Raw genomic sequence first — 24,909 nt, forward strand, 5'->3', positions numbered from 1 at the left:
TCACTTAATCAGTGTACCTTCACTACCACCAACCATGATATTCACCAAGGCACCTGGCTTGTTCATATTAAATACGCGTATCGGCATACCGTGGTCACGAGTTAAACAGAATGCTGTTAGATCCATGACTCCTAGCTGCTTCTCAATCACTTCGTCATAGCCCAATGTATCATACTTAACAGCATCAGGATCTTTCATTGGGTCAGCTGAATAAACGCCATCCACTTTCGTTGCTTTCAATACAACATCTGCATCAATCTCAATGCCGCGCAAACAAGCAGCAGAGTCAGTTGTAAAGAACGGATTACCCGTACCAGCAGAGAAGATAAGCACATCACCTTCTTTCATTAATCGCATAGCACGACGTCGATCATAAGGCTCAACAATACCTGTCATGGTAATAGCAGACATAACACGAGTAGCAATATTTGCTCGCTCCAATGCATCACGCATTGCCAAGGCATTCATTACCGTTGCTAGCATTCCCATATGGTCACCAGTTACACGGTCCATTCCTGCTTCGCTCAACGCTTGGCCACGAAATAGATTACCACCACCAATAACAATACCGACTTCAACACCAATACCACGTAATTGACCGATCTCTAAAGCGATACGATTCAACACTTTCGGGTCGATACCAAAGGACTCGTCACCCATTAAGGCTTCGCCACTCAGTTTAAGCAAAATTCGCTTATATTTTGGACTCTTTTCTTTTGACATACCAACCTCCGGCAATGGTTCATTTCCTTAATAACTTAGACCGACACAATCAACCCAAATCATTCTTACCTTTCATAAAAAGGGGCAGTCAAGCTGCCCCTTTTCTTTGCAAGACATCACAACTAAAGATTAACCTTTAAGTTGAGCCGCCACTTCTGCAGCGAAATCTACTTCAGCAACTTCAATACCTTCACCTACTTCAAGGCGAATGAAAGAAGAAACTGTTGCGCCAGCGTCTTTTACAAGCTGACCCACTTTAACTTCTGGGTTCTTAACGAAAGGCTGCTCAACCAAGCTGTTTTCAGCCAAGAACTTCTTCATACGACCTACAATCATTTTATCAACGATTTCTGCAGGCTTACCAGCCATGTCTGGCTGAGCGCGTACGATTTCTTCTTCTTTCGCCAAAACATCAGCAGGCATGTCTTCGCCACGTACAACACGAGGTGCAACAGCAGCAACATGCATAGACACATCTTTAGCTAGTTCAACAGAACCACCTTCCAACTGAGTCAATACAGCGATTTGACCGTTACCGTGTAGGTAACCACCAACTAAACCACCTTCAATGATAACTGCACGGCGAGGTGTGATGTTTTCACCAATTTTTTGAACTAGAGCTTCACGAGCGTCAAGCATTTCGCCTGAGATCACTTTAGCCATGTCCGTTTCTTTCGTTGCAAAAACAGCGTCAGCTACTTTATTCGCAAAAGAAATAAAACCTTCGTCACGAGAAGCGAAGTCAGTTTCAGAGTTTACTTCTACAAGAACACCGTAAGAAGCATCATCAGCAACACGCATGATGATAGTACCTTCAGCTGCAGTACGGCCCGCTTTTTTAGCTGCCTTCATGCCACTTGACTTACGTAGTTCTTCAATTGCCACTTCGATGTCAGCGTTAGCAGCGACAAGTGCTTTTTTACACTCCATCATGCCTAGGCCAGTACGATCACGTAGCTCTTTTACCAATGCTGCAGATACTGCGGCCATGTTAAATCCTCTTTTACTAATTCAAATTTAAAAAAGGAGGTAAGAAACCTCCCTTTAGAAACCAGAACAAACTAGAAAGTTTGCTTACGCTTCAGTAGCTTCGCTTACTTCAACGAATTCGTCAGCATTTCCAGCAGTCGTAGCACGACCTTCTAGAACTGCGTCAGCGAAAGCGCCAACGTATAACTGAACAGCACGAATCGCATCATCGTTAGCTGGAATGATGTAATCAACACCATCTGGATTACTGTTAGTATCAACGATACCGATAACAGGAATACCTAATTTGTTTGCTTCTTTAATAGCAATACGCTCGTGGTCAACGTCAACTACGAACAATACATCTGGAAGGCCACCCATATCCTTGATACCACCCATAGAAAGCTCAAGTTTTTCAAGCTCACGAGTACGCATCAAAGCTTCTTTTTTAGTTAGCTTTTCGAATGTACCATCGGACATTTGAGTTTCAAGCTCACGAAGACGCTTGATAGATGCACGAATAGTTTTGTAGTTAGTCAACATACCACCCAACCAACGGTGGTTTACGTATGGCATACCAGAGCGAGCAGCTTGCTCTTTAATAGTTTTAGATGCAGCACGCTTAGTACCAACAAACAAAACCTTGTTTTTGTTCTCAGCCATTTTCTTAACAAGCTCAAGAGCTTCGTTAAGTGCAGGAACAGTGTGCTCAAGGTTAATGATATGAATCTTGTTACGAGCACCGAAAATGAAAGGCTTCATTTTTGGGTTCCAGTAACGAGTTTGGTGACCAAAGTGTGAACCAACCTGTAGAAGGTCGCGCATAGAAACTGTAGGCATTTTACTATCCTTTATATTTGGGTTATTTATGCTTACCAGCTAAAAGCGTCAGTCAAACAAGGTTTAAGGCAACCTATGACACCCCAGACACTCTTATTTAATTGCGGCAAGATCGTTGATTTAATAAATTCACTTATCTCAGGAAAGACCCTGAGCAAGCGGGCGTTTTATACCATATCCGAGCCAAAACCAAAAGACTTGGTCGCTTTTTTTTACTCATAATTACGATGAGTTTTTTCAACGAGGGAGGCGATTCTGCCGTACAACTCATGTAGAATATGCGACAACTTATTAGAACCTATTTCAAGATACGTACATTATGAGCAACGAAACACTACTAAAGATCAAAGAACTCACCGCAAACGGTCGTGTAGAAGTTCCTTCTTGGACTCCTCGCCCAGCGTCTACACGCTTTACTGACATTAGCGACATTGAAGGCATGCGCACAGCAGGCAAACTAGCCGCTGACGTATTGGTCATGCTAGAAGAATTTGTTGTACCTGGCGCTACCACAGAGCAAATTGACATCATTGCACACAACTACATTGTGCAAGAGCAAGGCGCTATTCCTGCTCCGCTCAACTATCACGGCTTCCCGAAATCCTGCTGTACGTCCGTAAACGACGTTATTTGTCATGGCATCCCAAATGACAAAGCATTGAAAAAAGGCGACGCGGTAAACATTGACATCACCATCATCAAAGATGGTTACTACGGCGACACAAGCAAAATGTTCTTTGCTGGCGCTGCGCTTCCTCATGCAGAACGACTTGCTAAAGTAACGCAAGAATGCCTTTACCTTGCAATCGATCTTGTGAAACCTGGAACTCGTTTAGGCGACATAGGTGCAGCCATCTCTGCACATGCCCATAAGCACCATTATTCAGTAGTTGAAGAGTATTGCGGACACGGCGTCGGAACCACGTTCCATGGCGAACCTCAAGTTGCCCATTACGGCAAAGCGGGCACTGGCGTCATTCTAGAAGAAGGCATGACATTAACCATTGAGCCCATGATCAATGCCGGTAAAAAACAAGTGAAGCACACAGGTCCTGATAACTGGATTGCAAAAACCAAAGATGGCCGTTTATCCGCTCAATACGAACACACTTTATTGGTAACCGCTGACGGCGTTGAAGTACTCACTCGTCGCCCAGAAGAAACACGCTTTTCATAAGGAAAGCGTGTTTCAACACCCAAGCAAAAAATTGACTGGTTATATTATTTAAATACATTTAATTGATTCTTCGAGGCTCCTGTATGGATTTTCCTGCTTTTCCAGACGCTCCACCACTCCTCACCCAGGAAGAAAAAAAAGAACTGGCTCAACCTAATTGCTCCATCGTTCGTTACAAAGCCATTATTGAAGAAAAAACCAGTGTTTATAATGACCTTTTTCACTCTCTTTATCCGATCGAAAAACTAGTCAAAGGCTTGTCATCTTTTTTCGATGAAATATTACAAGCCGCTTGGACAGCAAAGGGATTAAACAACGAAAACCACGTTAGCCTAGTTGCCGTTGGTGGCTACGGTCGAAGCGAACTACACCCAAAGTCAGACATTGACCTTCTCATCCTAATCGAGAATGAAACATCTGCCCCTAAAGATAAACTCGAAAACTTTATTACTTTCTTATGGGACATCAATTTAGACATCGGACACAGTGTTCGAACCATTGATGAATGTACTACCCTCGCAGAGCAAGACATTACTATCATTACCAACTTGATAGAATCTCGTACTTTGGCTGGACCATCTAACCTACTCACTCTGTTACAACAAAATATTGAAACAGACAGAATGTGGGATGGACATTCCTTTTACCAAGCCAAGCTTGCTGAACAAAAACAGCGTCATGCGAAGTATCAAAACACAGCCTACAATTTAGAACCCAACCTAAAAGAATGCCCAGGTGGACTTCGCGATATGCAAGTCATTGACTGGGTGGCCAAACGCCATTTACACACTCACAGACTTAGCGCCCTTATCGAAAAAGAGTTCTTATCTGAAGATGAATACATACAATTAAAAGGTGCTGTTAGTCACCTATGGCGTGTGCGTTGGGCTTTACACATGGTAGCAGGACGCAAAGAAGACCGCCTTCTTTTTGACCATCAGCGCACGCTGGCTCAGCTGTTTGGCTTTGATGACGACGACTTAAAACGCAACGTAGAACGTTTCATGCAAGGCTATTATCAAAGCGTTGCCGCCATTCAACAGTTAAACGACTTATTACTGCAACACTTCGAAGAGTCTTTTCTGGCCAACGATGAAGTCAACACAGTAGAAATACTCAACGACCATTTTCAAATAGCAAACGGACAGCTTGAAGCTCGCTCAGAGACATTATTTCAAGACAATCCATCTTGCATGCTGGAAATCTACGTTTTATTTGGTGCCCACGAAAATATCAAAGGCATTCGTTCAAACACCATGCGACAACTTCGGGATAATCTAGAACTTGTTGATGAAAGCTTCCGAAGCAACAAAAAGAATAACAGTTTATTCTTGGACATTATCGCAAGCCGTTACCGCTTAAGCAGCATTTTAAGATCCATGAAACACCTAGGGCTTTTAGGGCGCTACCTTCCAGAATTCGGCGCCATTATCGGCCAGATGCAGCACGATCTATTCCACATTTACACAGTCGATGCTCACACATTACAGCTGGTCGAAAACCTACGTCGTTTATGGCTACCTGAGTACAAACAGAAATTCCCTATTTCGTCGCAAGCCATTCGCCATATTTCCAAAGTCGAATTGCTCTATATCGCAGGCCTGTATCATGACATCGCCAAAGGTCGAGGCGGAGATCACTCAGAGCTAGGCTGCGTCGATGCCCAAGCTTTTTGTGAGCAACACGGTCTATCTAAGCGAGATACGGAACTGGTGGTTTGGTTGGTTCGAAATCACTTGTTTATGTCTGTTACCGCACAACGTAAAGACATATCTGATCCTGAAGTTATTTGGGAGTTTGCCAACTACGTTAAAGACCAAGAACATCTAGATTATTTGTTTATTTTAACCGTAGCCGACATCAATGCCACCAACCCAACCATGTGGAACAGTTGGCGTGCCTCACTTATGCGTCAGCTTTATTTGGAAACAAAACGCGCTTTACGCCGCGGACTTGACTCTCCTATTGATGCAGAAATGATCAGTGATGAACACAAACAACGCGCATTAGAAATCATGATTGAGCGCAATCTAGACATCATCGAAGCTGAGAATATCTGGAACACAATAGAAGACGAATACTTTATTCGCTCCAATGGGGATGAAATTGCTTGGAATACAGAAGCTATTTTGAAACACCAACCAAGCGATAAACCACTCATTGCCATTACACCTCTGGGCGGACGCAACTTCTCTGGCGCAAGCAAAATTTTCATCTACACACTCATTAGCAAACATTTATTTGCTGTGACGGCCGCGACTTTTGAACAACTTGGATTAACCATCCTTGACGCAAAAATCAGCCAAACCAGCAATAACTACACGCTAGATAGCTTTGTTGTTATGGACAGCACCGAAAACGGTACAGACCTACATCTCGATAGAGACAAGATCGACCTCATTCGCAGCACTTTAATGGAACAACTGGAAACACCGTCTTTGTACGAAAGCGTGGTACAACGACATACACCAAGAATCCTAAAAATATTCAACTCTCCTGCAACGGCACATTTTGTGAGCCAACCAGAAGAAGTTTGGTCCGCACTGGAAATCACTGCGCCAGACCGTCCAGGCTTACTTGCGTTAATTGGTCAGTTTTTTATGAACAACAACATCATGTTACACAAGGCCAAAATCGCAACATTAGGCGAGCGAGTAGAAGACACCTTTTATATCACAGAAGAAAATGGCGACCTCATCACAGATAACGATCGTATGAACGACATTTGCACACTATTAAAAGAGAAAATAGACCGTTTCTCAAAAGCGATGGATTAAAGACATATGAACCCTCTTATACATTCTTTGCACCCATACCCATTCCAAAAGCTTGCCGAGCTATTGGAAGGAATTACGCCAAATCCAGACAAAAAGTTGATTAAATTAACCATTGGCGAACCACAACATGAAGCCCCTCAAGTTGTCTTAGATACGCTAGCTAAAAGCCTAAATGGCGTCAGCAAATATCCTGGAACAAAAGGTGAATTGTCATTACGCAGTGCAATTAGCGAATGGGCCAAACGTCGTTTCTCTCTTGAGAACCTAGACCCTGAAACAGAAATACTTCCCGTATCCGGTACTCGCGAAGCACTTTTTGCAATCACGCAAACTCTTGTTGGTGAAAAAGACCAACCTTTGGTTATTAGCCCAAACCCTTTCTATCAAATCTACGAAGGGGCCGGCATTCTTTCAGGCGCAAAACTTCACTTTCTTCCTTGTGGCTCAGAAACCAACTACAAAGTCGATTACCAGCAAGTCAGCGATGACATCTGGAAGCGTTGTGAAGTACTTTTTGTTTGTTCACCAAACAACCCAAGCGGCACAGTTACAACACTTGAGGAATACGCCTTCCTAATCGAAAAGGCAAAAACCTTTAACTTTACGATTGTCGCAGATGAATGCTATTCCGAAATTTATTTTGGCGATCAGGCTCCATTAGGCTTGCTCGAAGCATGCACAATGCTTGGCAATACAGATTATAAACACTGCCTGATTTTTCAATCTCTTTCTAAACGCTCTAATCTACCTGGTTTACGCTCTGGCTTTGTCGCAGGCGATGCCAGCTTACTGAAGCCGTTTCTGCTATACCGCACATATCAAGGCTGCGCTATGCCGGTTCACCACCAAGAAGCCTCTGTTGCCGCTTGGAATGATGAAGCCCATGTCGCTAAGAACCGCGAGATCTACACTCGCAAGTTTGATTCTGTGCTTGAAATACTATCTCCTTTTATGGCCGTCAATAAGCCGGAAGCTGGCTTTTACTTATGGCCAAAAGTAGACATAACAGATGAAGAATTTTGCACTGCTTTATACAAAGAAGAAGCGGTATTAGTGTTACCTGGAAGCTATTTAGGCCGAGAGGTAAACGGCGAAAACCCTGGTAACCAACATATTCGAATGGCACTTGTTGCAGAAGAATCTGAGTGCGTTGAGGCAGCTGAGAGAATCAAAGCTTTCCTTACTCGCAACAACCTTAAATAATTTTTAGTTACAACACTCAGCTGGAGAACTACATGAGTAATTCAATTTTCGCATTCGGTCTAGGCATCGGCGCACAAAACAAAGAAGGCAACTGGTTAGAGGTTTTCTATTCAGCACCAACACTTGGCGCGGAAAAAAGCACACTAGATGCTATTCTAGAAAGCACAAACTATGAAGGTGGCAACAGTACACTTGTTCTAGATGAGAGCGACCTAAATCGCCTGCACATGAACCTTCTTAAAGCTGGCAACATTGAACAAGCTGAACTGGCTTCTCGTTTAAAAGCTTCTACTCAGCCTGTTGTTTTGTGTGTCCTAGCCACTGACGAAGCACCACAAAATCCAGCCGAAGTATATTTGAAGCTGCAATTGATTTCACATCGTCAGGTACAACCTCACAATACAGTTTTAGATGGCATGTTCGGCCTACTAATTAACACGGCATGGACAAGTGAAGGCCCAATTGATGTTCGCGAATTGGCAGACCGTCAACTAAGCGCTCGCATGGAAGGTCGTACTATTGAAGTCTACAGCGTAGATAAGTTCCCTAAAATGCTGAACTTTGTTGTACCAACTGGCATTCGTGTTGGTGATGCAGCACGCATCCGTTTAGGTGCTCATTTGGGCGAAGGCACAACGGTTATGCACGAAGGTTTCGTAAACTTCAACGCAGGAACATTAGGCACAAGCATGGTTGAAGGCCGTATTTCTGCTGGCGTTGTTGTCGGAGACGGTTCAGATCTAGGTGGCGGCTGCTCAACAATGGGAACACTGTCTGGTGGCGGCAACATTGTCATTGGGGTGGGTGAAAAATGCCTAATTGGCGCTAACGCAGGTATCGGTATTGGTCTTGGTGATCGCTGTACTGTTGAATCTGGCTTGTACATCACAGCCGGCTCCAAAGTCGCAGTATTAGATGAAAACAACCAAGTTGTTTCTACTGTCAAAGCACGCGACCTTTCTGGTCAATCTGACCTTCTTTTCCGTCGCAACTCAGAAACAGGCGCGATCGAGTGCAAAACAAATAAAACAGCCATTGCCTTAAATGAAGCGCTTCACGCGAATAACTAAGCAATACAAACTGTGAATAAAAAGTGCCTGGCTTTTCAAGTCGGGCATTTTTCTAACTTATTCATTCATCAGTTATAACTAAACCTATGTGAGGGAGAGAAATATGATTGATATTTACGGTATTAAAAACTGCGACACCATGAAAAAAGCGTTTCGCTGGTTAGAAGAACATAAGGTTGAATACCGCTTTCATGACTATAAAAAAGAAGCCTTAGAAGCCGAAACAGCAAAAGCTTGGATAGATAAGTTAGGTTGGGAAAGTGTTATTAATAAGCGTGGAACCACTTGGCGCAAATTAGATGAAGAAACGAAAAGCTCAATGAATAACGAGCTGGCTGTAGAAACAGTAATCAACCAGCCTTCAATGATAAAACGCCCTCTTATTATGGCGAATGGTGAAATCCATTTAGGCTTTAATTCAGACGAGTATTCTCAGAAATTGCTTTAACGTAATACTGGCGTATAAATTCGAGGAGTTGTTTTAGTTGGTACAGTCGGTGTCACTGTCGGTGTATAACCTGCAGAAGATACATCTGAACGAATCACTGGTACAAAAAAGGATTCTTGAACGACAACAGGCTGAGCGGTAAGAGCGCATCCAACATTAAGCAAACCCAAAAAAACAACAACACCTAACTTCATAATTCCACCTTTATATGAATCTCCTGTTATAGTAGCAGGTTCTTCCATAAGGTAGCGAAAACCAACGCAAAGGTAAAGAATGTCTAACTTGTCACCCACACTAAAACTCGCCATAGATCTTATTTCTCGCCCTTCTGTAACGCCAGAAGATGCTGGTTGCCAAGACCTAATGATTAGCCGATTAAAAAACATTGGGTTTGAGGTTGAATACATGCCATTTGGTGATGTGAAAAACTTCTACGCAAAACGCGGTACCTCTGGTCCAAATTTATGTTTTGCTGGACATACAGATGTTGTTCCAACAGGCCCTGAAAGCGAATGGAAAGTACCTCCTTTCTCACCAGAGATTGTGGATGGCATGTTATTTGGACGTGGCGCAGCCGACATGAAAGGCAGTTTGGCCGCCATGGTGACTGCCGTAGAAGCCTTCATCCATGAACATCCAGATCACCAAGGTCAAATCTCATTCCTTATTACCAGCGATGAAGAAGGCCCTTTTGTTGATGGTACCACTCGTGTAGTCGATACCTTAATGGAACGCGATGAGAAAATAGATTGGTGTATTGTTGGTGAACCTTCTAGCACAAAGACGCTAGGTGACATCATTAAAAATGGTCGCCGTGGTTCGTTTAGCGGCGATTTAACCGTTTACGGTAAACAAGGTCATGTTGCTTACCCTCACCTAGCTGAAAACCCAATTCACTTAGCTGCTCCAGCATTAGCTGAAATGTCGAGTACACATTGGGATGACGGTAACGAATTTTTCCCGCCAACCAGCTTCCAAGTCTCCAACATACAAGCAGGAACTGGTGCAACAAACGTGGTTCCAGGGACATTAAACGCTCAGTTTAACTTCCGATTTTCTTCTGAGCTCGACTTTGATGCATTAAAAGTACGCGTGCTAGAAATTCTGGATAAGCATAATTTGCGTTACGATATTGAATGGACCTACAACGGCCTACCATTCTTAACTCGCCCAGGAAATCTAGTTGATGCTATCGTAGAAGCCGTTCAATCCACAGTTGATATTACTCCTGAACTTTCTACATCTGGTGGTACATCTGATGGCAGATTCATTGCAAAAATGGGTACTCAAGTAGTCGAGCTTGGTCCTATCAATGCAACGATCCACCAAATAAACGAGTGCGTAGACGCTGAAAGTCTGAATAACTTATCGCTCATTTATACTCGCATTCTGAAAAACCTGTTTGTGCAAAATACTTAAGCCAATATTCGAATGAAAAATACGCTGCATAAACGGATAATGAAACTCGGAGAAAACCCTAAGCTCGCCTTAATCAAAATGATTCAAGGCGGACTTATGTTTGTATTCGGCGTACTCATTTTGATGGTTGCAGATCGTGTTTTACAGCCGTCTATTAGCCAAGAAATCATCGCGTTATTAGGGCTAATTATTGCGGGCGTTGGCTTAATATGGACACTCATAGGCTATTTATCTATGAGTGTGCTTAGGATTTATTACATGATTAAAAAGAAGGATTAACAGGATGCAAACAGATATTGAAATCTATACTTTATCCTGCCCAACAGAAAAAATCATAACCTGGCTTGAAGGCACTTTCACACTTATAAAAACAAGTACGACATCAGCATTATGCACAAAGGTGTCTGTTTCATCGAATGATCACATCATCGACATTACCATTTTGGAGCAAGCAGCAGGTAAGCGTTTTACTTCTATCTGGTTTGATTCAGATAAAACGCCGTGGGAAAATGATATCTGCTGCGCTAGAGACGCATTTCAAGCGCTCGGTTGTGAAATCCGCTGTAATTTTCAAGGATGGGAAGAAGATGGAGATCAAGACCCAGATCAGTGGTGGCGAATCAACTCTCATGGAGAAGGCCCTTTTATCTGGGAATAAGAATACGACGTCATAGAAAGTTCGTAGTCAGAGCATCAGACACTGATTGATATTTTCATGACTTAGCAAGCAAACGTAATATAGAAACATTAATAGAGACTTAACACATGCAAATTACACTCCTTAAAGGCAAGCTTCACATGGCCAGCGTTTCCCAAGCAGAGCTTTGGTACGACGGCTCATGCGCCATTGACAAAGATCTTGTAGAACTCGCTGGCTTTAGAGAGTTTGAAAAAATCGACATCTACAATGTTGATAACGGTGAGCGTTTTCACACTTATGTTATTTTGGCGGAAGCTGGCTCTGGCACTATTTCAATGAATGGCGCAGCAGCAAGAAAGGTCCAAGTAGGCGATCGAGTCATTATTGCAGCATATGGACAAATGGAAGAAGCCGAAGCAGATAATTTTAAACCTAAGTTGGTGTATTTAAACAAAGACAACAGTGTTGAAAGAACCACTAACACTATTCCAGTACAGAAAGACTAAACTCAATCACCAATACGTAGAAACAAAAAGGCCAGCTTCTAGAATGTAGAAGCCGGCCTTTATTTTTTATTTATACTGTAATCTTATGCCAATACAGCTAAAGCAGCATCGTAATTTGGCTCATCTGCTGTTTCTGCAACCTGTTCAGTATGAATAACAGTACCTGTTTCATCAAGAACAACAACCGCACGAGACAAAAGACCAAGTAGCGGCCCAGTAGAAAAGCTCAACCCGTAATCTTCACCGAATGTTGAACGGAAGCTAGAACCTGTATCAACATTATCTATGCCTTCCGCACCACAAAAACGCGCTGCTGCAAAAGGTAAATCCGCTGAAACACAAAGAACATTAACGCCTTTTAGTGCTGCCGCTGATTCATTAAATTTACGAACAGATGTTGCGCATGTAGGAGTATCGATAGAAGGAAAAATATTCAATACTAATTTCGCACCTTTGTAATCTGCTAGTGTTGCAACAGATAAATCAGGTTTTACTAATTCGAATTCTGGTGCTGCTGAACCTACAGCAGGAAGTGAACCTGCTGTTTCGAATGGATTACCTTGAAGTGTAACAGTAGCCATAAATAGCCTCTTAAATATATTGAGCAATAAAGCGGTAATTCATTAACCGCGGATAATAGAAACGTTTTCCGCTTGCTTGCCTTTTTCACCTTCTGTGACATAAAAGCGAACCAGCTGACCTTCAACAAGAAAGCGGCGACCACGGCCACGAATAGCACGGTAATGAACAAAAACATCATCACCATTCTCCATTGTTAAAAAGCCAAAACCTTTAGAAGAGTTAAACCACTTAACCGTTCCTTGTTCACGATCATCATCTTCGTCTTCTTCAGACTCAGAATCACCACCAGCAATACGAACTTGGCTTACCATAGCACCGACATAAACAGACACTAAAATAAAACCAAAGTAGACTAGAAAGTTGGTTCCCATTTCTTCTTTCAAAACCCCAGCAATAAGCAATGGGACAATCAAAGCAATAACGAGACTAACGACAAATGCGCGCAACGAAAAAAAACCGGAATTAGCAGAAGAACCTTTACCATGCGAAACATTATCATAATGATCATTCATAACAGTATATCTCTTATCAAATTAAATATTATTGTGAAAGGAACCCTTTAGGAGTTCCGTATTAGTACAAAAATGTAAAAATAAACATATTTACTAAACTCTTTCTGAAATTGCATGTGAAGCTAAAGAAGATAGTAGTAAAATCTTTATTCACTTTAATACGAGCAATTTTCACGCCATCTCTCTACTCAAATGGTCTTAATAAGACTAAACAACGAGCACAGAACAGCTGATAAAATACGAATTTAGCAAACTAAGGTTAACACACAGAAGGTATCCATGAACACCTCACAAATCAACCAAAGAATAGACGAATTAGAATTTAAAATTCAATTCCAAGAAGACACAATTGACAGTTTAAATCAGGCATTAATTACGCAACAAAAAGATATAATTTTAATGAAAGAAAAACTCATTATGATGGGAAAACAATTAGAATCTTATCGCCAACAACAAAGTATCCATGAAGGCGAAAGACCACCTCATTATTAACAGTATATTTTTTTACTGACCCTAGAGTGCTTTTAGGCTATATGAATTTTTATAGCCTAAGGCAATAAATCCAAAGACTTCAATACATATACGTCAAAGCGCCCAGACTTCCCTTCAAGCTGATATGTTGGCTCAGTGCTATTTAAAAATGGAGCGCCTTTAGGACGTTTAACCACTACTCTGTATTCTGCTAACTGCATTGCGAAGGGCAAAAGCTCATCCGCATCCGCATCTTGACCAACCAAATCACGAAAGAAAGCCATTTCTTTTTTGGCCGCCGCCGAAGACTTTTCCATGTGCGGATACATAGGGTCAAGGTAAACTACATCAAACGACTGATTTTCAATGCCTCGAATATCCGTATCCAGTAGTGACATTCTGTCTACTATCTCAGCCACTTCATGGTGAAAAGAGCCGCGGTATAAGCCATCTTGCAACATAGCTCTGACAAAGCTCACTCGCTCACATAATGAAACAGTACAGCCCAGACAAGCCAACACAAAAGCATCTCTCCCCAAGCCTGCTGTAGCGTCTAATACAGACAGATTGGATGCTTTATTCAAACCTACAGCCTTCGCTATATCTTGCCCTTTTCCGCCACCAAATCGTCTTCTATGATCGACAGCACCGGATGTAAAGTCGACAAATACTGGCTTAGGCGCCCCTTTGCCCGTTTTCGCAATAGAGATACCTGCTTCGGTTTTCAACAATAAATATTCATAGTCAGAAACAAACTTGATCTGCCCTTTAAGAGAGTAAAAAGGCAGCTCTAAGCTTGTAGCCAATAATTTAACGTCTGCTTCTAAAAAAGCATCGGTTGTCGCTACCGCAATGGAATCCAACAAAAGCACTTATCTCCAAGGCAATCAAAAATACAAAATGAATAAGAAACTAATTTACACGATGCAATATAAAATATATTGATAAAAGAAAAGCCTCTAGTACCTAGAAGCTTTTCTTTTAAATCTGAACATCTAATCTGCTCAAGTATCTGAGATCTACTTTTACGTTATTTCAAAAATACACCAAGGCTAGAAGTATCGAACCTAATATTAGTCGATATATAAAGAATGGGAAGAAGCCAACTTTGTTAAGCCACTTTAAGAAAAGATAAATACACAAGTAAGCACTGATCGCAGATAAAACCACACCAGAGCTAATACTCACCCATTCAACTTCCGTCTCCAACGACAATAACTCAAGCAGCTTCATACTTCCGGCCGCGAGAATCAAAGGTATCGATAATAGAAAAGAGAACCGTGCCGCGCATTCTCGACTAAAACCAAGAAAGCGAGCCGCTGTCATAGTGATACCAGAGCGAGACGTACCTGGAATCAAAGCCAACGCTTGAGCCAAACCTATGTATATTACGCTCTTGAGGCAAAAGTCATGCTCTACTTTATCACTTGAGCCATAACGATCAGAAAGCCATAAAAGGACACCAAATCCAGTCGTAGTATAACCAATGACTTCGACTGAGCGTAAATGCTGACTAATAAAGTCACCAAATATCAATCCCGCCAAACAAGCTGGAATTGTTGCAAGAACAACCCACCAAGCCAAACGACTATCCGATGTAGATTGCCCGCTCTTAATAGATAAACACCATGCAATCGTAATTTGTACTAGGTCTTTTCGAAAGTACGCAACAATCGCAATAAGCGTCCCAACATGCACAGCCACATCAAAGGCAAGACCTTGGTCTTGCCAATTCAGTAGCTGAGCAGGAAGAATCAAATGAGCAGAACTTGAGATAGGTAAAAATTCAGTAAGACCCTGAATTAATGACAAAAAAACAATTTGATACCACAACATAAGGCTATCGTTTCCCGATACGAGGCGCCTGCTTTTCCCAAGTGATTTCATCCCTTAAATAGGTTGGAATAGCGTTATAAGAAGACACTGTTTCACCTTTTTGGAAGGCCATCATCCCAAGTTCAGCAATACAAGCTGCACGAGGTGCAAAGTCTGTCAGTATATGCTCTGGAGTTTTTGGCAATCGCTTACTTAAAGCCTCTTCATAACACCAACCAGAACCCACACCATTAAATTCCATTTCAAACTCTGACAACAACTCAGGCTTTACCACCTGTTCGTTAATCCGAGTTTCTAATTGATATTGACCATCCGTTTTATTAACGAAATAACCGCCTAAATAAATTTCGCCCATTCGAGCATCAAGCGCAGCAAGCCAATGGTTTTGACCTGTTTTTTGGAAAGCTTCTAGAGATAAAGCAGCAAGAGTAGAGACTGGTACGACAGGTAAATCCGCACCAAAAGCGAGCCCTTGCACCACTCCGGCACTTATTCGAAGTCCAGTAAATGAGCCTGGGCCACGACCAAAAGCAATGGCATCCAGATCAGATAAAGACATTCCAGCTTGGGAAAGAATCTGATCCACCATAGGTAGAATCAAATCATTATGAAGGCGAGGTGCCATGCGAAAGTCTTCTAACACAACACCATCAATATTCAACGCCACAGAACAAGCTGGCGTTGACGTATCTAATGCTAAAATCGCCGTCATTGAATGGTTAAGCCTTTAAAGAGGTTAGCAAGCTTTGTTTGATCTCATTTAAATCACCAACACCGTTTACTTTTACAAACTTAGGCGCTGTTGCACTGTCTGCTTTCAGCCAATCTTGATAGTAACCAATCAATGGTGCTGTTTGGTCATGATAAACACCTAGACGCTTACGAACCGTTTCTTCAGTGTCATCAACACGTTGCACAAGCTCGTCGCCTGTTACATCATCTTTGCCTTCCACTTTAGGTGGGTTATAGATGACATGATAAGTACGGCCAGATGCTTCGTGAACTCGACGGCCACTCATACGTTTTACAATTTCTTCATCGGCAACATCAATTTCAACAACGTAATCGATATTAACGCCAGCTTCTTTCAAAGCGTCGGCTTGAGGAATCGTGCGAGGAAAACCATCAAATAAGGCGCCTTTTACACAGTCATCTTGAGTTAAGCGCTCTTTTACTAAACCGATAATGATGTCATCGGAAACAAGTTGACCAGCATCCATAACTGCTTTGGCTTTCAAGCCCATTTCGCTTCCTGCTTTTACCGCTGCACGCAACATATCTCCTGTAGAGATTTGCGGAATACCAAACTCTTCTGTAATGAATTGAGCTTGAGTACCTTTACCAGCGCCTGGCGCACCTAATAATATTACTCGCATAAAAAGTCTCCAAAGACAGCGTAAACTGATTTGCAAAGATGATTGATACATCACTTTAACGCTAAAAAAGCGTCAAAGTGATGTGTTCAAGCAAATAATTGCATACTAAAAATTGAATGGCCGACAAGCATACCCAAGCAGCCCTTCAATATGCAAATTTACGCGTCGTTTTTTATTGTTTTATTACTCATATTGAGTGTTTATCGAACAAATATAACCTTTAACCCGTGTTTTGCATTCCACTGGCAATACCTGCCATGGTAATCATTAGAGCCTTGTTTACCTCAGCGTTGTTATCATCTTTACGGCTGCGATATAAAAGCTCTGCTTGCAAATAATGCAACGGATCAATGTAAGGGTTTCGTACATCAATAGATTGACGAATGGTTTTGTTGTCTTCGATCAGTCTTTCTTGCTTCTTCAGCATTTTCACAAGTTCACTAACCTGCTTTAGTTTGCCGCGCAATAAACGACCTAAACCTTGCAACTCTTCATTCACCAAACGCTTCTCATAGTACTCTGCTATTTCTGGCTCTGCTTTCGCTAGAACCATATCAAGCATGTCTAAATACGCACCAAAGAAAGGCCACTTCTGATGCATTTCACGCAGTTTCTCTAAGTTGCCAGATTCAACCGCTTGTTGAATAGCACTTTCTGCTCCCAACCAAGCAGGTAGCATCAATCGAATCTGCATCCATGCAAAGATCCAAGGAATCGCACGCAGACTCTCTACACCACCATCGGAACGACGACGAGCAGGACGTGAACCTAAAGGCAACTTAGCCAATTCTTGCTCTGGTGTTGTTGCTCTGAAATATGGGACAAAGTCTTCATGGCCGCGAATGATGGAACGATATTGATTCATCCCCACTTCCGCCATTTCATCCATAATTGCACGCCACTCATCTTTTGGTGGCTCAGCTGGAATCAAAGACGCTTCCATTACTGCGGAGCAATACAGCTCTAAAGAACGCACAGCGATATCAGGAATACCAAACTTAAAGCGAATCATTTCACCTTGCTCAGTCACTCGAATCGCACCGTTCACAGAACCCGGAGGCTGAGACAAAATCGCCACATGTGCTGGACCGCCGCCGCGACCAACGGTACCACCGCGACCATGGAACAAAGTCAAATGAACATCATGCTTTTTACAAAGTTTAGTCAACGCTTCTTGCGCTCGGTATTGACCCCATGTTGCTGCAATCTGACCCGCATCTTTTGCTGAGTCTGAATAGCCGATCATAACTTCTTGATGACCGTTAATATAAGACTTGTACCAAGGAATCGAGAACAACTGTTCAATAGTCGGCTCTGCATTGTCTAAATCCGCCAAAGTCTCGAATAAAGGTACAATGCGCATAGGGAAAGTGACGCCAGACTCTTTTAGCAAAAGCGCAACCGCCAACACATCAGACGGCGAACTTGCCATAGAAATCACGTAAGAACCGAAAGAGTTTTGCTGACCTTGAGCAATCATCTTGAAAGTATCAAGCACCTCTTTCACGTCGTCGGTCGTAGACCAATCCATCGGCAACAATGGGCGTTTAGAGTTCAATTCTGTTAGCAAGAAAGCCTGACGAGACATTTCATCCCATTCCGCATAATCACCCAAACCATAATGGCGAGTGATCGCAGATAAAGCATCAATATGACGTCCAGCGTCTTGGCGAACATCAAGTCGGACCAAAGTAGCACCGAAAGTCGCGGCACAACGAATCAAATCTAACAATGAGCCGTTAGCAATTACCTTCATGCCACAATCTAAAAGAGATTGATAGCATAGAGTTAAATCATCCACTACTTCCTGAATATCAAGGAAAATATCGTCATCAGCAACAGGTTGTCCATCTAGGCACGCTTTCGCCCAGTTCTTGGTTGCTATCATTTTATTTTCTAGGTGACGAATCACTTCACGATACGGCTGAGTACTGTCACCCACTCGTGCACGCAATGCATCGTTGCACTGAGTCATGGAGAATTCAGCCCGCAATACTGCCAAGTCTTTAATGTAAAGATCCGCTGCCATCCAACGCGCCAATAAAGCCACTTCTTTGGTCACTTTATGGGTCACATTTGGGTTACCGTCTCTGTCGCCGCCCATCCAAGTTGCAAAACGAATAGGCGCTAAATCGAGAGGTAAATTATTTTTTGAGACGGCACTAAATTGCTCATCAAGCTGTCTGAAGAAACGTGGAACCGCCTGCCATAAAGACTGTTCAATAACAGCAAAGCCCCATTTCGCTTCATCTACCGGCGTTGGTCGCTCTTCACGGATTTCATCTGTGTGCCAAGCTTGAGTAATGATTTCTTTAAGACGACGAATATGCTTTGTTTCTTCCAAAGGCAAAATATTGTCTTTGTCTAATGCTTCCAGTTCGCTTGAAATATTATCGTATTTACGGATCAAGGAACGACGCACAACTTCGGTAGGGTGTGCCGTTAAAACCAATTCAATGGATTGAGATTTTAACGATTCGAGCATTTGCTCTGGTGTGAAATTTTTATCAGAAAGTCGTTTGAGCAAATCGCCTATTGGGTTCTGATAAACCCCTAAACTTTCATTGGTTCTGCGTCGGTGAACGCGGTGGTATTGCTCAGCAATGTTGGATAAGTTTAAAAATTGGTTAAACGCCCTAGCAACAGGCACAATTTCTTCATCGTCTAATGCTTCTAACGCTTCAATTAGGGCTGCGGAATCACCTGATTGACGTCCATCTTTAGACAGCATTCGAATGTTTTCTACTTTTTTCAGGAAGTCTTCACCTAGGTGATTGCTCATGCTCTCGCCAAGACAATCTCCCAGCAACCTAACATTCTCACGTAATGACGCTTGTCGATCACTCACTTCACTCTCCTAAACAGTACTGATAATGCCTGTAATTAAAGTATTTCCTGTACATAGTACGATAAGCAAGTCTATAAACCTTCGCTTTTAGCTTGCTCCCAATAACGGTCTAATTCTTCCAAAGAAAAGTCCGTTAAATTTTTATTCTGTGTGGACACGATGTCTTCTATTCTGCCAAAACGGCGGCGGAATTTAACATTCGTTTTGTTTAATGCTACATCGGGTGAAACATTAAGGTGTCGTGCTAAGTTGCTGACAGCAAACAACACATCACCCATTTCTTCTTCCGTATGTGGTTTATCATTTTCTCGGATGGCTTCTTCTAGCTCATCCAATTCTTCGCGAATTTTCTCAAAGACAGGCGCTATATTCGGCCAATCAAAACCAAAACCAGCCACTTTTTTCTGTATTTTAACCGCTTGCATTAAAGCAGGCATGGAAGCCGGAATATCATCCAACATTGAGCTTGAAACGTTTTTGTTTGGTGATTGCAGCTTTTCTTGGGCTTTAATTTCTTGCCATTGCTGTGTAATTTCTTGCTCAGTTAATGTTGTTTTCTCACCAAAACGCGATATATCGCCATCAGGAAAAATATGAGGATGGCGTCTTACCATTTTTTGAGTAATCGCATCCGCAATATCGTCGAAGGTAAATCGCCCCTCTTCTTTGCCTATTTGCCCATAAAAAATCACTTGGAACAATAGGTCGCCCAATTCTTCTTTGAGGTGGTCAAAGTCTTCTCTTTCTATGGCGTCCAACACCTCATACGCTTCTTCTAATGTATAAGGTGCCAGACTTTTGTAGTTCTGCTTTTTATCCCAATCACAACCAAATTCAGGATCTCTAAGACAAGCCATCAAATGCTGAAGTCGTGCAAGTGCGTCGCTCAAAAATCCCTCTCTCTAAACACATTCAATACGTTAGGTAATTGGTTAATACGATGCAACAAGCGGCTTAAAGCACTTAGCTCACTGACTTCGATGGTGAATCGAATTTGGGCTGTATGGCTCTCTTTGGTTGACAATGTATTCATCGAGAGCAAATTAACCTTTTCATTCGCCAACAAGCTTGTGATGTCATTCAACAGGCCTGTTCTATCATAAGCTTCCACCTGAATATTAACAGGGTACTGATTGTCTAACTCTTCGCCCCAGCTCACGTTCACAATACGTTCTGGCTCATCCAAACCAAGCTGAACAATATTGATACAGTCTTGACGATGTACTGAAACGCCTCGCCCTTGAGTAATGTATCCGATCACATCGTCACCGGGTATTGGCGTACAACATTTTGCCATGTGGGTCAGTAACTTACCGACACCTAGAATGTGTATATCATTATCCGAAGACTTATGAAGGCTTTTCTTCAATCGAATCGGGCGAACTGGCGCAACATCGCCATCAATGCCATAGAGCTCATCAATTGCTCTAAGCACGCGAGCCAATTGAATATCACCCGCACCCAAGGAAACAAACACATCGCTAGCACTTGAGAAGCTAAAACGAGAAGCAATTTTTTGGAAATCAATACGACTGTCATCTATGCCAAGTCGTTTCAGTTGCTTGTCTAGTAACAACTTACCTGCTTCTAGGTTTTTCTCTCTGTCTTCTTTTCTAAACCAGTTTTGAATATTGGCTCTGGCACGGCTTGTTTGAACATAACCTAAAGTTGGGTGCAACCAATCTCGACTTGGCCCGCCTTCTTTAGTCGTTAAGATTTCAACCTTGTCGCCTGTTTTAAGATGAGTAACCAAGGTAATGATCTTGCCATTCACCTTGGCGCCGCGACAACGGTGACCGATCTCAGTATGGACTCGATACGCAAAATCCACTGGTGTCGAATTGACAGGTAAATCCACTACATGGCCATCTGGAGTAAAAACGTAAATGCGATCTTGCTCAATGTCGCTGCGAACCTGCTCAGACAAAGACTCTAAATCATTCTGAACTTCATGGAAATCCAAGATGGTTCGTAGCCACTGTAGCTTCTCTTCGTAACTGCTGCTGTTGGAGCTTAAATCCGTCCCTTTATATTTCCAATGAGCACACACGCCAAGTTCGGCGTCTTCATGCATTTTGTGGGTACGAATTTGAATCTCCAACGCTCGACCTTGTGGCCCGACGACAGCAGTGTGTAACGATTGATAACCATTGGTTTTCGGATTACTAATGTAGTCGTCAAATTCTTGTGGGATAGGACGCCATAGGTTATGAACAACCCCTAAAACCCCATAACATTGCATTGGTTCATCGACCAAAATACGCACAGCCCGCACATCGTACACTTCATCGAAGCCGATATTTTTACGCTTCATTTTGCGCCAAATACTGTAAATATGCTTTGCGCGCCCCATTAGGTCCGCATGAATATTAATGCCTTTTAAACGCTCATCTAACATATTGATCACGTCATCTATGTACTGCTGACGATCTAAGCGTTTTTCATCTAACCAAGAAGCAATGCGTTTGTAATCAGAAGGGTAAAGGTAGCGGAAAGAAAGGTCTTCAAGTTCCCATTTAATATGACCGATGCCCAAGCGGTGAGCCAAAGGCGCATAAACACTCTGAACTTCTAATGCAACGGCGACTCGGCGCTCTTCATCTTGATGCTTTGCTTCTTTGATGGCACAGGCACGCTCTGCCAATTTGATGAGCACAACACGCACATCATCAATAATCGACACAAGCATTTTACGTAAAGATTCTAATTGATTTTCACTGCTGCCAAGGACTTCTGCAGCTGTATCTGCAGTTAGGTTTTTAGACACTTCCCCCATGCGTATAACGCCTTCAACAAGAGAAGCCACCTTACGGCCAAACATTTCTGTCACTCGAGTTAAAGGAAGTTGGTCTTCTCGCACGGCACGATATAAAGCGGCAGCGACTAAGGAATCTTGATCAGCACGAAAACCAGAGAGGATTTCAACCATCTCAAGACCTGCGCGGAAAGTGCTTGCCTGTGGCCCCCAATATGAAGGTCGAGAGGATTGTGACTCAGCTTGACGAGCTAACTCACAAGCCATGCGCAACGGCACTCGTGTACTGTCATCAATTAAATGGGAAAAATGTCCCATCCAAGCATCAATATCTACATTACCATCATCTAAAACAGGGTGATCTTTTCTTACCGTAACCATGTATCCGCCCTTCGAATTACTTCTTTCTTTGCAGTAACATCATCGTCTCAACGTGCGAGGTCTGAGGAAACATATCCATTAAACTAACACGTAATACACGATATCCCTTCGTAACTAAGTATTCTGCATCTCTCGCTAAAGTGGAAGCATTGCAAGAAACATACAATATTTGCATTGGTTTAATTTTTATTATCGTATCTAAAAATTCAAAGGCACCGGCACGAGGCGGGTCCAATAAAATTTTTGTCACCTTATCTTTAATAAACTTTTTAGCGATCGGCTGGGTTAAATCCGCTGCAACAAATGACACATTATCCAAGCCATTAAGCGCTGCATTGTTCTGCGCCGCTTGTACCATAGTTTCTTGTACTTCAACGCCAATCACAGATTGAGCTCGTTTCGCTAAAGGCAAAGAGAAATTTCCCACACCACAGAACAGGTCTAAAATTACATCTTCTTGAGTAGGATTAAGCCACTCTATCGCTTGCGCTACCATTTTCTGGTTCATCATCGTATTCACTTGAATAAAGTCTTGAGGATGATAATTAAAGCGCATGCTATCTAAATCATAATAACGCATGTCTTCTAATTCAACGCGCGCTTTGCTCTCTTTTGGTGCTTGCCAATGTAAAACAATCTCTTCCGATTTTGCCCAGTTTTGCCATTGAACTGTCAACGAGTCAGCAATTGCAGACGTGAGCCGAAACAATACCGACACACCTTTTGAGTCTTCTAATAACTCGATATGGCCTAGCGATCTTACCAATTCGTCATTAGATAAAGCCGCTTTCAATGAAGTAAATACAGCCTGTAAAGGCTCTGTGAGAACAACACATTGTTCAATGGAAATGATTTCTTTCGAAGCTTTGCCGCGAAACCCTAACCCACCACTTTTATAATCGATGGCGATTCTTGCACGGCGTCTATAACCCTCGCCTTTATCCGCCAAAATATGCATATCTTCATCAGATACAACATTTCGCAGCTGGCCTTTAAGCCAAGTAGATTTAGCAGAAACCTGTTCTTGCCAAGACAAATGTTGAAAACTGCATCCACCACATTCGGAGAAATGCTGACAAGCAGGGTCTATTCTGTATTGGCTAGGTTCAATTACTTCCGATAATCTAGCCTCGTCAAAGTGGCGACCTGTTTTTGTGATTTGAGCACTCACCGCTTCACCTGGTAAAGCGCCGTCAACAAAAACGACCTTACCATCCAAACGAGCAACGCCTTTGGCTTCATGGGTTAAACCATCAATATGAAAGGTTTGGAGTGGCCCAATTGGCTGGGCTTTTGGTTGGCGGCGCGAATGTGTTCTTCTTCTCAAAGGAGACTCTCTTTTTCAGAGGTTACGATTTATTGCGGGACATTCTATCGCATCTGTCTGTAGATCAACATGCTTAAAGTTGCCCTCAATTCATTCCTTAAGGTTGAGGGCAAAGCAAGTTAACTCTTTGATTCGAAAACACCTGTTGATAAATATCTATCGCCTCGATCGCATATAATCGCAACAATAACCGCATTATTTACTTTCTCTGATAACGCCAGCGCCATAGCGACAGAGCCACCAGAAGATACGCCACAGAAAACCCCTTCTTCTGTCGCTAAACGGCGCATGGTTATTTCCGCATCGCTTTGAGCAACGTCCATCACAGTATCAACACGAGTTTCATCAAAAATAGCTGGCAAATAATCCTTATTCCAACGACGAATACCTGGGATGCTGGCGCCATCTTGCGGTTGTAGACCGACAATTTGAATGTCTTTATTTTGCTCTTTAAGATACTTTGAAACCCCCATGATGGTGCCTGTAGTTCCCATAGAGCTAACAAAGTGCGTCACTGTGCCTTGTGTTTGTTGCCAAATTTCAGGGCCCGTGGTCAGGTAATGAGCGTTAGGGTTGTCTTGGTTCGCAAACTGATTCAATACAATACCAACGCCTTGGTCTTGCATTTCTTGGGCAAGATCTCTCGCTCGTTCCATGCCTTCTTCTTTGCTAACCAAATGCAAAATCGCGCCATAAGCCGACATCGCTGATTTGCGCTCCTGACTCATATTGTCAGGCATAATCAAATGCATTTTATAGCCTTTAATCGCAGCCACCATTGCCAGAGCAATCCCTGTGTTTCCGCTTGTAGCCTCAATCAAGCTGTCTCCAGGCTTAATGTCGCCACGCAATTCAGCTTGATGAATCATATTCAAAGCGGGTCGATCTTTTACTGAGCCTGCTGGGTTTTGCCCTTCCAACTTTAAAAGAATGGTATTGCTTGGGTTCGGGTTAATGCGCTGCAAACGAACCAAAGGAGTCTGTCCGATTAAGGACTCGATAGTAGGATATTCGATCATAAAAAAACTTCATTGACATTGATGACATAG

At 42.6% G+C, this 24,909-nt stretch carries 25 protein-coding genes; 10 read left to right on the forward strand and 15 right to left on the reverse strand.

Translation table 11 applies throughout. The features are described 5' to 3' along the window. The 3 genes from pyrH to rpsB form a co-directional block, all read right to left on the reverse strand. Complete coding sequence (gene pyrH / locus ACMUMQ_RS01965) at nucleotides 1-723, reverse strand: UMP kinase (RefSeq protein ID WP_317003301.1); 723 nt, start codon at nucleotides 721-723, stop codon at nucleotides 1-3. Nucleotides 724-852: 129 nt separating this feature from the next. Next, nucleotides 853-1,713: a translation elongation factor Ts gene (gene tsf, locus ACMUMQ_RS01970; protein WP_414680367.1), complete on the reverse strand. Its 861-nt coding sequence runs from the start codon at nucleotides 1,711-1,713 to the stop codon at nucleotides 853-855. Between the two features lie 84 nt (nucleotides 1,714-1,797). Then, on the reverse strand, nucleotides 1,798-2,532 hold the full coding sequence (rpsB, locus tag ACMUMQ_RS01975) for a 30S ribosomal protein S2 (RefSeq protein ID WP_347982954.1): 735 nt from the start codon (nucleotides 2,530-2,532) through the stop codon (nucleotides 1,798-1,800). A gap of 319 nt (nucleotides 2,533-2,851) precedes the next feature. On the opposite strand from rpsB, the gene map reads away from it, so the two are divergent. The 5 genes from map to ACMUMQ_RS02000 all read left to right on the forward strand — a co-directional run bounded on the left by map (nucleotide 2,852) and on the right by ACMUMQ_RS02000 (nucleotide 9,207). Continuing rightward, nucleotides 2,852-3,709 carry a type I methionyl aminopeptidase gene (map, locus tag ACMUMQ_RS01980; RefSeq protein WP_414680368.1) on the forward strand — a complete coding sequence of 286 codons (858 nt, stop codon included), beginning with the start codon at nucleotides 2,852-2,854 and terminating at the stop codon, nucleotides 3,707-3,709. An 83-nt stretch (nucleotides 3,710-3,792) separates the two neighbouring features. Beyond that, nucleotides 3,793-6,486, forward strand: coding sequence for a [protein-PII] uridylyltransferase (glnD, locus tag ACMUMQ_RS01985; protein ID WP_414680369.1), 2,694 nt, complete (start codon nucleotides 3,793-3,795; stop codon nucleotides 6,484-6,486). 6 nt (nucleotides 6,487-6,492) lie between these two features. Then, nucleotides 6,493-7,689, forward strand: coding sequence for a succinyldiaminopimelate transaminase (dapC, locus tag ACMUMQ_RS01990; protein WP_414680370.1), 1,197 nt, complete (start codon nucleotides 6,493-6,495; stop codon nucleotides 7,687-7,689). A 32-nt stretch (nucleotides 7,690-7,721) separates the two neighbouring features. Then, nucleotides 7,722-8,759: a 2,3,4,5-tetrahydropyridine-2,6-dicarboxylate N-succinyltransferase gene (gene dapD, locus ACMUMQ_RS01995; protein ID WP_414680371.1), complete on the forward strand. Its 1,038-nt coding sequence runs from the start codon at nucleotides 7,722-7,724 to the stop codon at nucleotides 8,757-8,759. A 103-nt stretch (nucleotides 8,760-8,862) separates the two neighbouring features. Continuing rightward, nucleotides 8,863-9,207, forward strand: coding sequence for an ArsC family reductase (locus ACMUMQ_RS02000; protein ID WP_414680372.1), 345 nt, complete (start codon nucleotides 8,863-8,865; stop codon nucleotides 9,205-9,207). On the opposite strand, the gene ACMUMQ_RS02005 is transcribed toward ACMUMQ_RS02000, so the two are convergent. Beyond that, nucleotides 9,204-9,401: a hypothetical protein gene (locus tag ACMUMQ_RS02005; RefSeq protein ID WP_414680373.1), complete on the reverse strand. Its 198-nt coding sequence runs from the start codon at nucleotides 9,399-9,401 to the stop codon at nucleotides 9,204-9,206. The two genes, ACMUMQ_RS02000 and ACMUMQ_RS02005, sit on opposite strands and share 4 nt — an antisense overlap. Before the next feature lie 79 nt (nucleotides 9,402-9,480). On the opposite strand from ACMUMQ_RS02005, the gene dapE reads away from it, so the two are divergent. The 4 genes from dapE to panD all read left to right on the forward strand — a co-directional run bounded on the left by dapE (nucleotide 9,481) and on the right by panD (nucleotide 11,772). Next, complete coding sequence (gene dapE / locus ACMUMQ_RS02010) at nucleotides 9,481-10,626, forward strand: succinyl-diaminopimelate desuccinylase (protein ID WP_414680374.1); 1,146 nt, start codon at nucleotides 9,481-9,483, stop codon at nucleotides 10,624-10,626. 12 nt (nucleotides 10,627-10,638) lie between these two features. Beyond that, nucleotides 10,639-10,905, forward strand: a complete 267-nt coding sequence (locus ACMUMQ_RS02015) for a hypothetical protein (protein WP_414680375.1) — start codon at nucleotides 10,639-10,641, stop codon at nucleotides 10,903-10,905. A 4-nt stretch (nucleotides 10,906-10,909) separates the two neighbouring features. Then, on the forward strand, nucleotides 10,910-11,284 hold the full coding sequence (locus ACMUMQ_RS02020) for a hypothetical protein (protein WP_414680376.1): 375 nt from the start codon (nucleotides 10,910-10,912) through the stop codon (nucleotides 11,282-11,284). Between the two features lie 107 nt (nucleotides 11,285-11,391). After that, complete coding sequence (gene panD, locus ACMUMQ_RS02025) at nucleotides 11,392-11,772, forward strand: aspartate 1-decarboxylase (RefSeq protein ID WP_414680377.1); 381 nt, start codon at nucleotides 11,392-11,394, stop codon at nucleotides 11,770-11,772. Between the two features lie 83 nt (nucleotides 11,773-11,855). Here panD and tpx read toward each other — a convergent pair whose 3' ends face one another. Further along, nucleotides 11,856-12,353, reverse strand: a complete 498-nt coding sequence (gene tpx, locus ACMUMQ_RS02030; RefSeq protein WP_414680378.1) for a thiol peroxidase — start codon at nucleotides 12,351-12,353, stop codon at nucleotides 11,856-11,858. A gap of 42 nt (nucleotides 12,354-12,395) precedes the next feature. Next, nucleotides 12,396-12,866 carry a cold-shock protein gene (locus tag ACMUMQ_RS02035; protein ID WP_317003290.1) on the reverse strand — a complete coding sequence of 157 codons (471 nt, stop codon included), beginning with the start codon at nucleotides 12,864-12,866 and terminating at the stop codon, nucleotides 12,396-12,398. A gap of 279 nt (nucleotides 12,867-13,145) precedes the next feature. Here ACMUMQ_RS02035 and ACMUMQ_RS02040 point away from each other — a divergent pair, with 279 nt between their 5' ends. Beyond that, entirely contained in the window at nucleotides 13,146-13,358 is a 213-nt protein-coding gene (locus ACMUMQ_RS02040; protein WP_317003289.1) for a SlyX family protein, read from the forward strand. Between the two features lie 56 nt (nucleotides 13,359-13,414). Here ACMUMQ_RS02040 and ACMUMQ_RS02045 read toward each other — a convergent pair whose 3' ends face one another. The 9 genes from ACMUMQ_RS02045 to cysM form a co-directional block, all read right to left on the reverse strand. Further along, complete coding sequence (locus tag ACMUMQ_RS02045; RefSeq protein WP_414680780.1) at nucleotides 13,415-14,203, reverse strand: class I SAM-dependent methyltransferase; 789 nt, start codon at nucleotides 14,201-14,203, stop codon at nucleotides 13,415-13,417. Nucleotides 14,204-14,372: 169 nt separating this feature from the next. After that, a complete protein-coding gene (locus tag ACMUMQ_RS02050; RefSeq protein ID WP_414680379.1) occupies nucleotides 14,373-15,173 on the reverse strand; it encodes an undecaprenyl-diphosphate phosphatase in 801 nt (266 codons plus the stop codon). Nucleotides 15,174-15,177: 4 nt separating this feature from the next. Continuing rightward, nucleotides 15,178-15,885, reverse strand: coding sequence for a tRNA (adenosine(37)-N6)-threonylcarbamoyltransferase complex dimerization subunit type 1 TsaB (gene tsaB, locus ACMUMQ_RS02055; RefSeq protein ID WP_414680380.1), 708 nt, complete (start codon nucleotides 15,883-15,885; stop codon nucleotides 15,178-15,180). A gap of 7 nt (nucleotides 15,886-15,892) precedes the next feature. Then, on the reverse strand, nucleotides 15,893-16,549 hold the full coding sequence (adk, locus tag ACMUMQ_RS02060) for an adenylate kinase (protein ID WP_414680381.1): 657 nt from the start codon (nucleotides 16,547-16,549) through the stop codon (nucleotides 15,893-15,895). Between the two features lie 220 nt (nucleotides 16,550-16,769). Then, complete coding sequence (ppc, locus tag ACMUMQ_RS02065; RefSeq protein ID WP_414680382.1) at nucleotides 16,770-19,397, reverse strand: phosphoenolpyruvate carboxylase; 2,628 nt, start codon at nucleotides 19,395-19,397, stop codon at nucleotides 16,770-16,772. Between the two features lie 71 nt (nucleotides 19,398-19,468). Beyond that, nucleotides 19,469-20,287: a nucleoside triphosphate pyrophosphohydrolase gene (mazG, locus tag ACMUMQ_RS02070; RefSeq protein ID WP_414680383.1), complete on the reverse strand. Its 819-nt coding sequence runs from the start codon at nucleotides 20,285-20,287 to the stop codon at nucleotides 19,469-19,471. Then, nucleotides 20,284-22,533 carry a GTP diphosphokinase gene (gene relA / locus ACMUMQ_RS02075; RefSeq protein ID WP_414680384.1) on the reverse strand — a complete coding sequence of 750 codons (2,250 nt, stop codon included), beginning with the start codon at nucleotides 22,531-22,533 and terminating at the stop codon, nucleotides 20,284-20,286. The genes mazG and relA overlap by 4 nt, the downstream gene beginning before the upstream one ends. Nucleotides 22,534-22,549: 16 nt before the next feature. Next, a complete protein-coding gene (gene rlmD / locus ACMUMQ_RS02080; RefSeq protein WP_414680385.1) occupies nucleotides 22,550-23,860 on the reverse strand; it encodes a 23S rRNA (uracil(1939)-C(5))-methyltransferase RlmD in 1,311 nt (436 codons plus the stop codon). 119 nt (nucleotides 23,861-23,979) lie between these two features. Beyond that, entirely contained in the window at nucleotides 23,980-24,879 is a 900-nt protein-coding gene (gene cysM / locus ACMUMQ_RS02085) for a cysteine synthase CysM (protein WP_414680386.1), read from the reverse strand. Nucleotides 24,880-24,909 lie beyond the last annotated feature (30 nt).

The organism is Marinomonas algae, assembly GCF_047525555.1.
Taxonomy (GTDB): Bacteria; Pseudomonadota; Gammaproteobacteria; order Pseudomonadales; family Marinomonadaceae; genus Marinomonas.

Bases quoted from the DNA above. Each gene is read 5' to 3' on its own strand.
- pyrH (WP_317003301.1), bottom strand. From the start codon at position 723: ATGTCAAAAGAAAAGAGTCCAAAATATAAGCGAATTTTGCTTAAACTG.
- tsf (WP_414680367.1), bottom strand. From the start codon at position 1,713: ATGGCCGCAGTATCTGCAGCATTGGTAAAAGAGCTACGTGATCGTACT.
- rpsB (WP_347982954.1), bottom strand. From the start codon at position 2,532: ATGCCTACAGTTTCTATGCGCGACCTTCTACAGGTTGGTTCACACTTT.
- map (WP_414680368.1), top strand. From the start codon at position 2,852: ATGAGCAACGAAACACTACTAAAGATCAAAGAACTCACCGCAAACGGT.
- glnD (WP_414680369.1), top strand. From the start codon at position 3,793: ATGGATTTTCCTGCTTTTCCAGACGCTCCACCACTCCTCACCCAGGAA.
- dapC (WP_414680370.1), top strand. From the start codon at position 6,493: ATGAACCCTCTTATACATTCTTTGCACCCATACCCATTCCAAAAGCTT.
- dapD (WP_414680371.1), top strand. From the start codon at position 7,722: ATGAGTAATTCAATTTTCGCATTCGGTCTAGGCATCGGCGCACAAAAC.
- ACMUMQ_RS02000 (WP_414680372.1), top strand. From the start codon at position 8,863: ATGATTGATATTTACGGTATTAAAAACTGCGACACCATGAAAAAAGCG.
- ACMUMQ_RS02005 (WP_414680373.1), bottom strand. From the start codon at position 9,401: ATGAAGTTAGGTGTTGTTGTTTTTTTGGGTTTGCTTAATGTTGGATGC.
- dapE (WP_414680374.1), top strand. From the start codon at position 9,481: ATGTCTAACTTGTCACCCACACTAAAACTCGCCATAGATCTTATTTCT.
- ACMUMQ_RS02015 (WP_414680375.1), top strand. From the start codon at position 10,639: ATGAAAAATACGCTGCATAAACGGATAATGAAACTCGGAGAAAACCCT.
- ACMUMQ_RS02020 (WP_414680376.1), top strand. From the start codon at position 10,910: ATGCAAACAGATATTGAAATCTATACTTTATCCTGCCCAACAGAAAAA.
- panD (WP_414680377.1), top strand. From the start codon at position 11,392: ATGCAAATTACACTCCTTAAAGGCAAGCTTCACATGGCCAGCGTTTCC.
- tpx (WP_414680378.1), bottom strand. From the start codon at position 12,353: ATGGCTACTGTTACACTTCAAGGTAATCCATTCGAAACAGCAGGTTCA.
- ACMUMQ_RS02035 (WP_317003290.1), bottom strand. From the start codon at position 12,866: ATGAATGATCATTATGATAATGTTTCGCATGGTAAAGGTTCTTCTGCT.
- ACMUMQ_RS02040 (WP_317003289.1), top strand. From the start codon at position 13,146: ATGAACACCTCACAAATCAACCAAAGAATAGACGAATTAGAATTTAAA.
- ACMUMQ_RS02050 (WP_414680379.1), bottom strand. From the start codon at position 15,173: ATGTTGTGGTATCAAATTGTTTTTTTGTCATTAATTCAGGGTCTTACT.
- tsaB (WP_414680380.1), bottom strand. From the start codon at position 15,885: ATGACGGCGATTTTAGCATTAGATACGTCAACGCCAGCTTGTTCTGTG.
- adk (WP_414680381.1), bottom strand. From the start codon at position 16,549: ATGCGAGTAATATTATTAGGTGCGCCAGGCGCTGGTAAAGGTACTCAA.
- relA (WP_414680384.1), bottom strand. From the start codon at position 22,533: ATGGTTACGGTAAGAAAAGATCACCCTGTTTTAGATGATGGTAATGTA.
- cysM (WP_414680386.1), bottom strand. From the start codon at position 24,879: ATGATCGAATATCCTACTATCGAGTCCTTAATCGGACAGACTCCTTTG.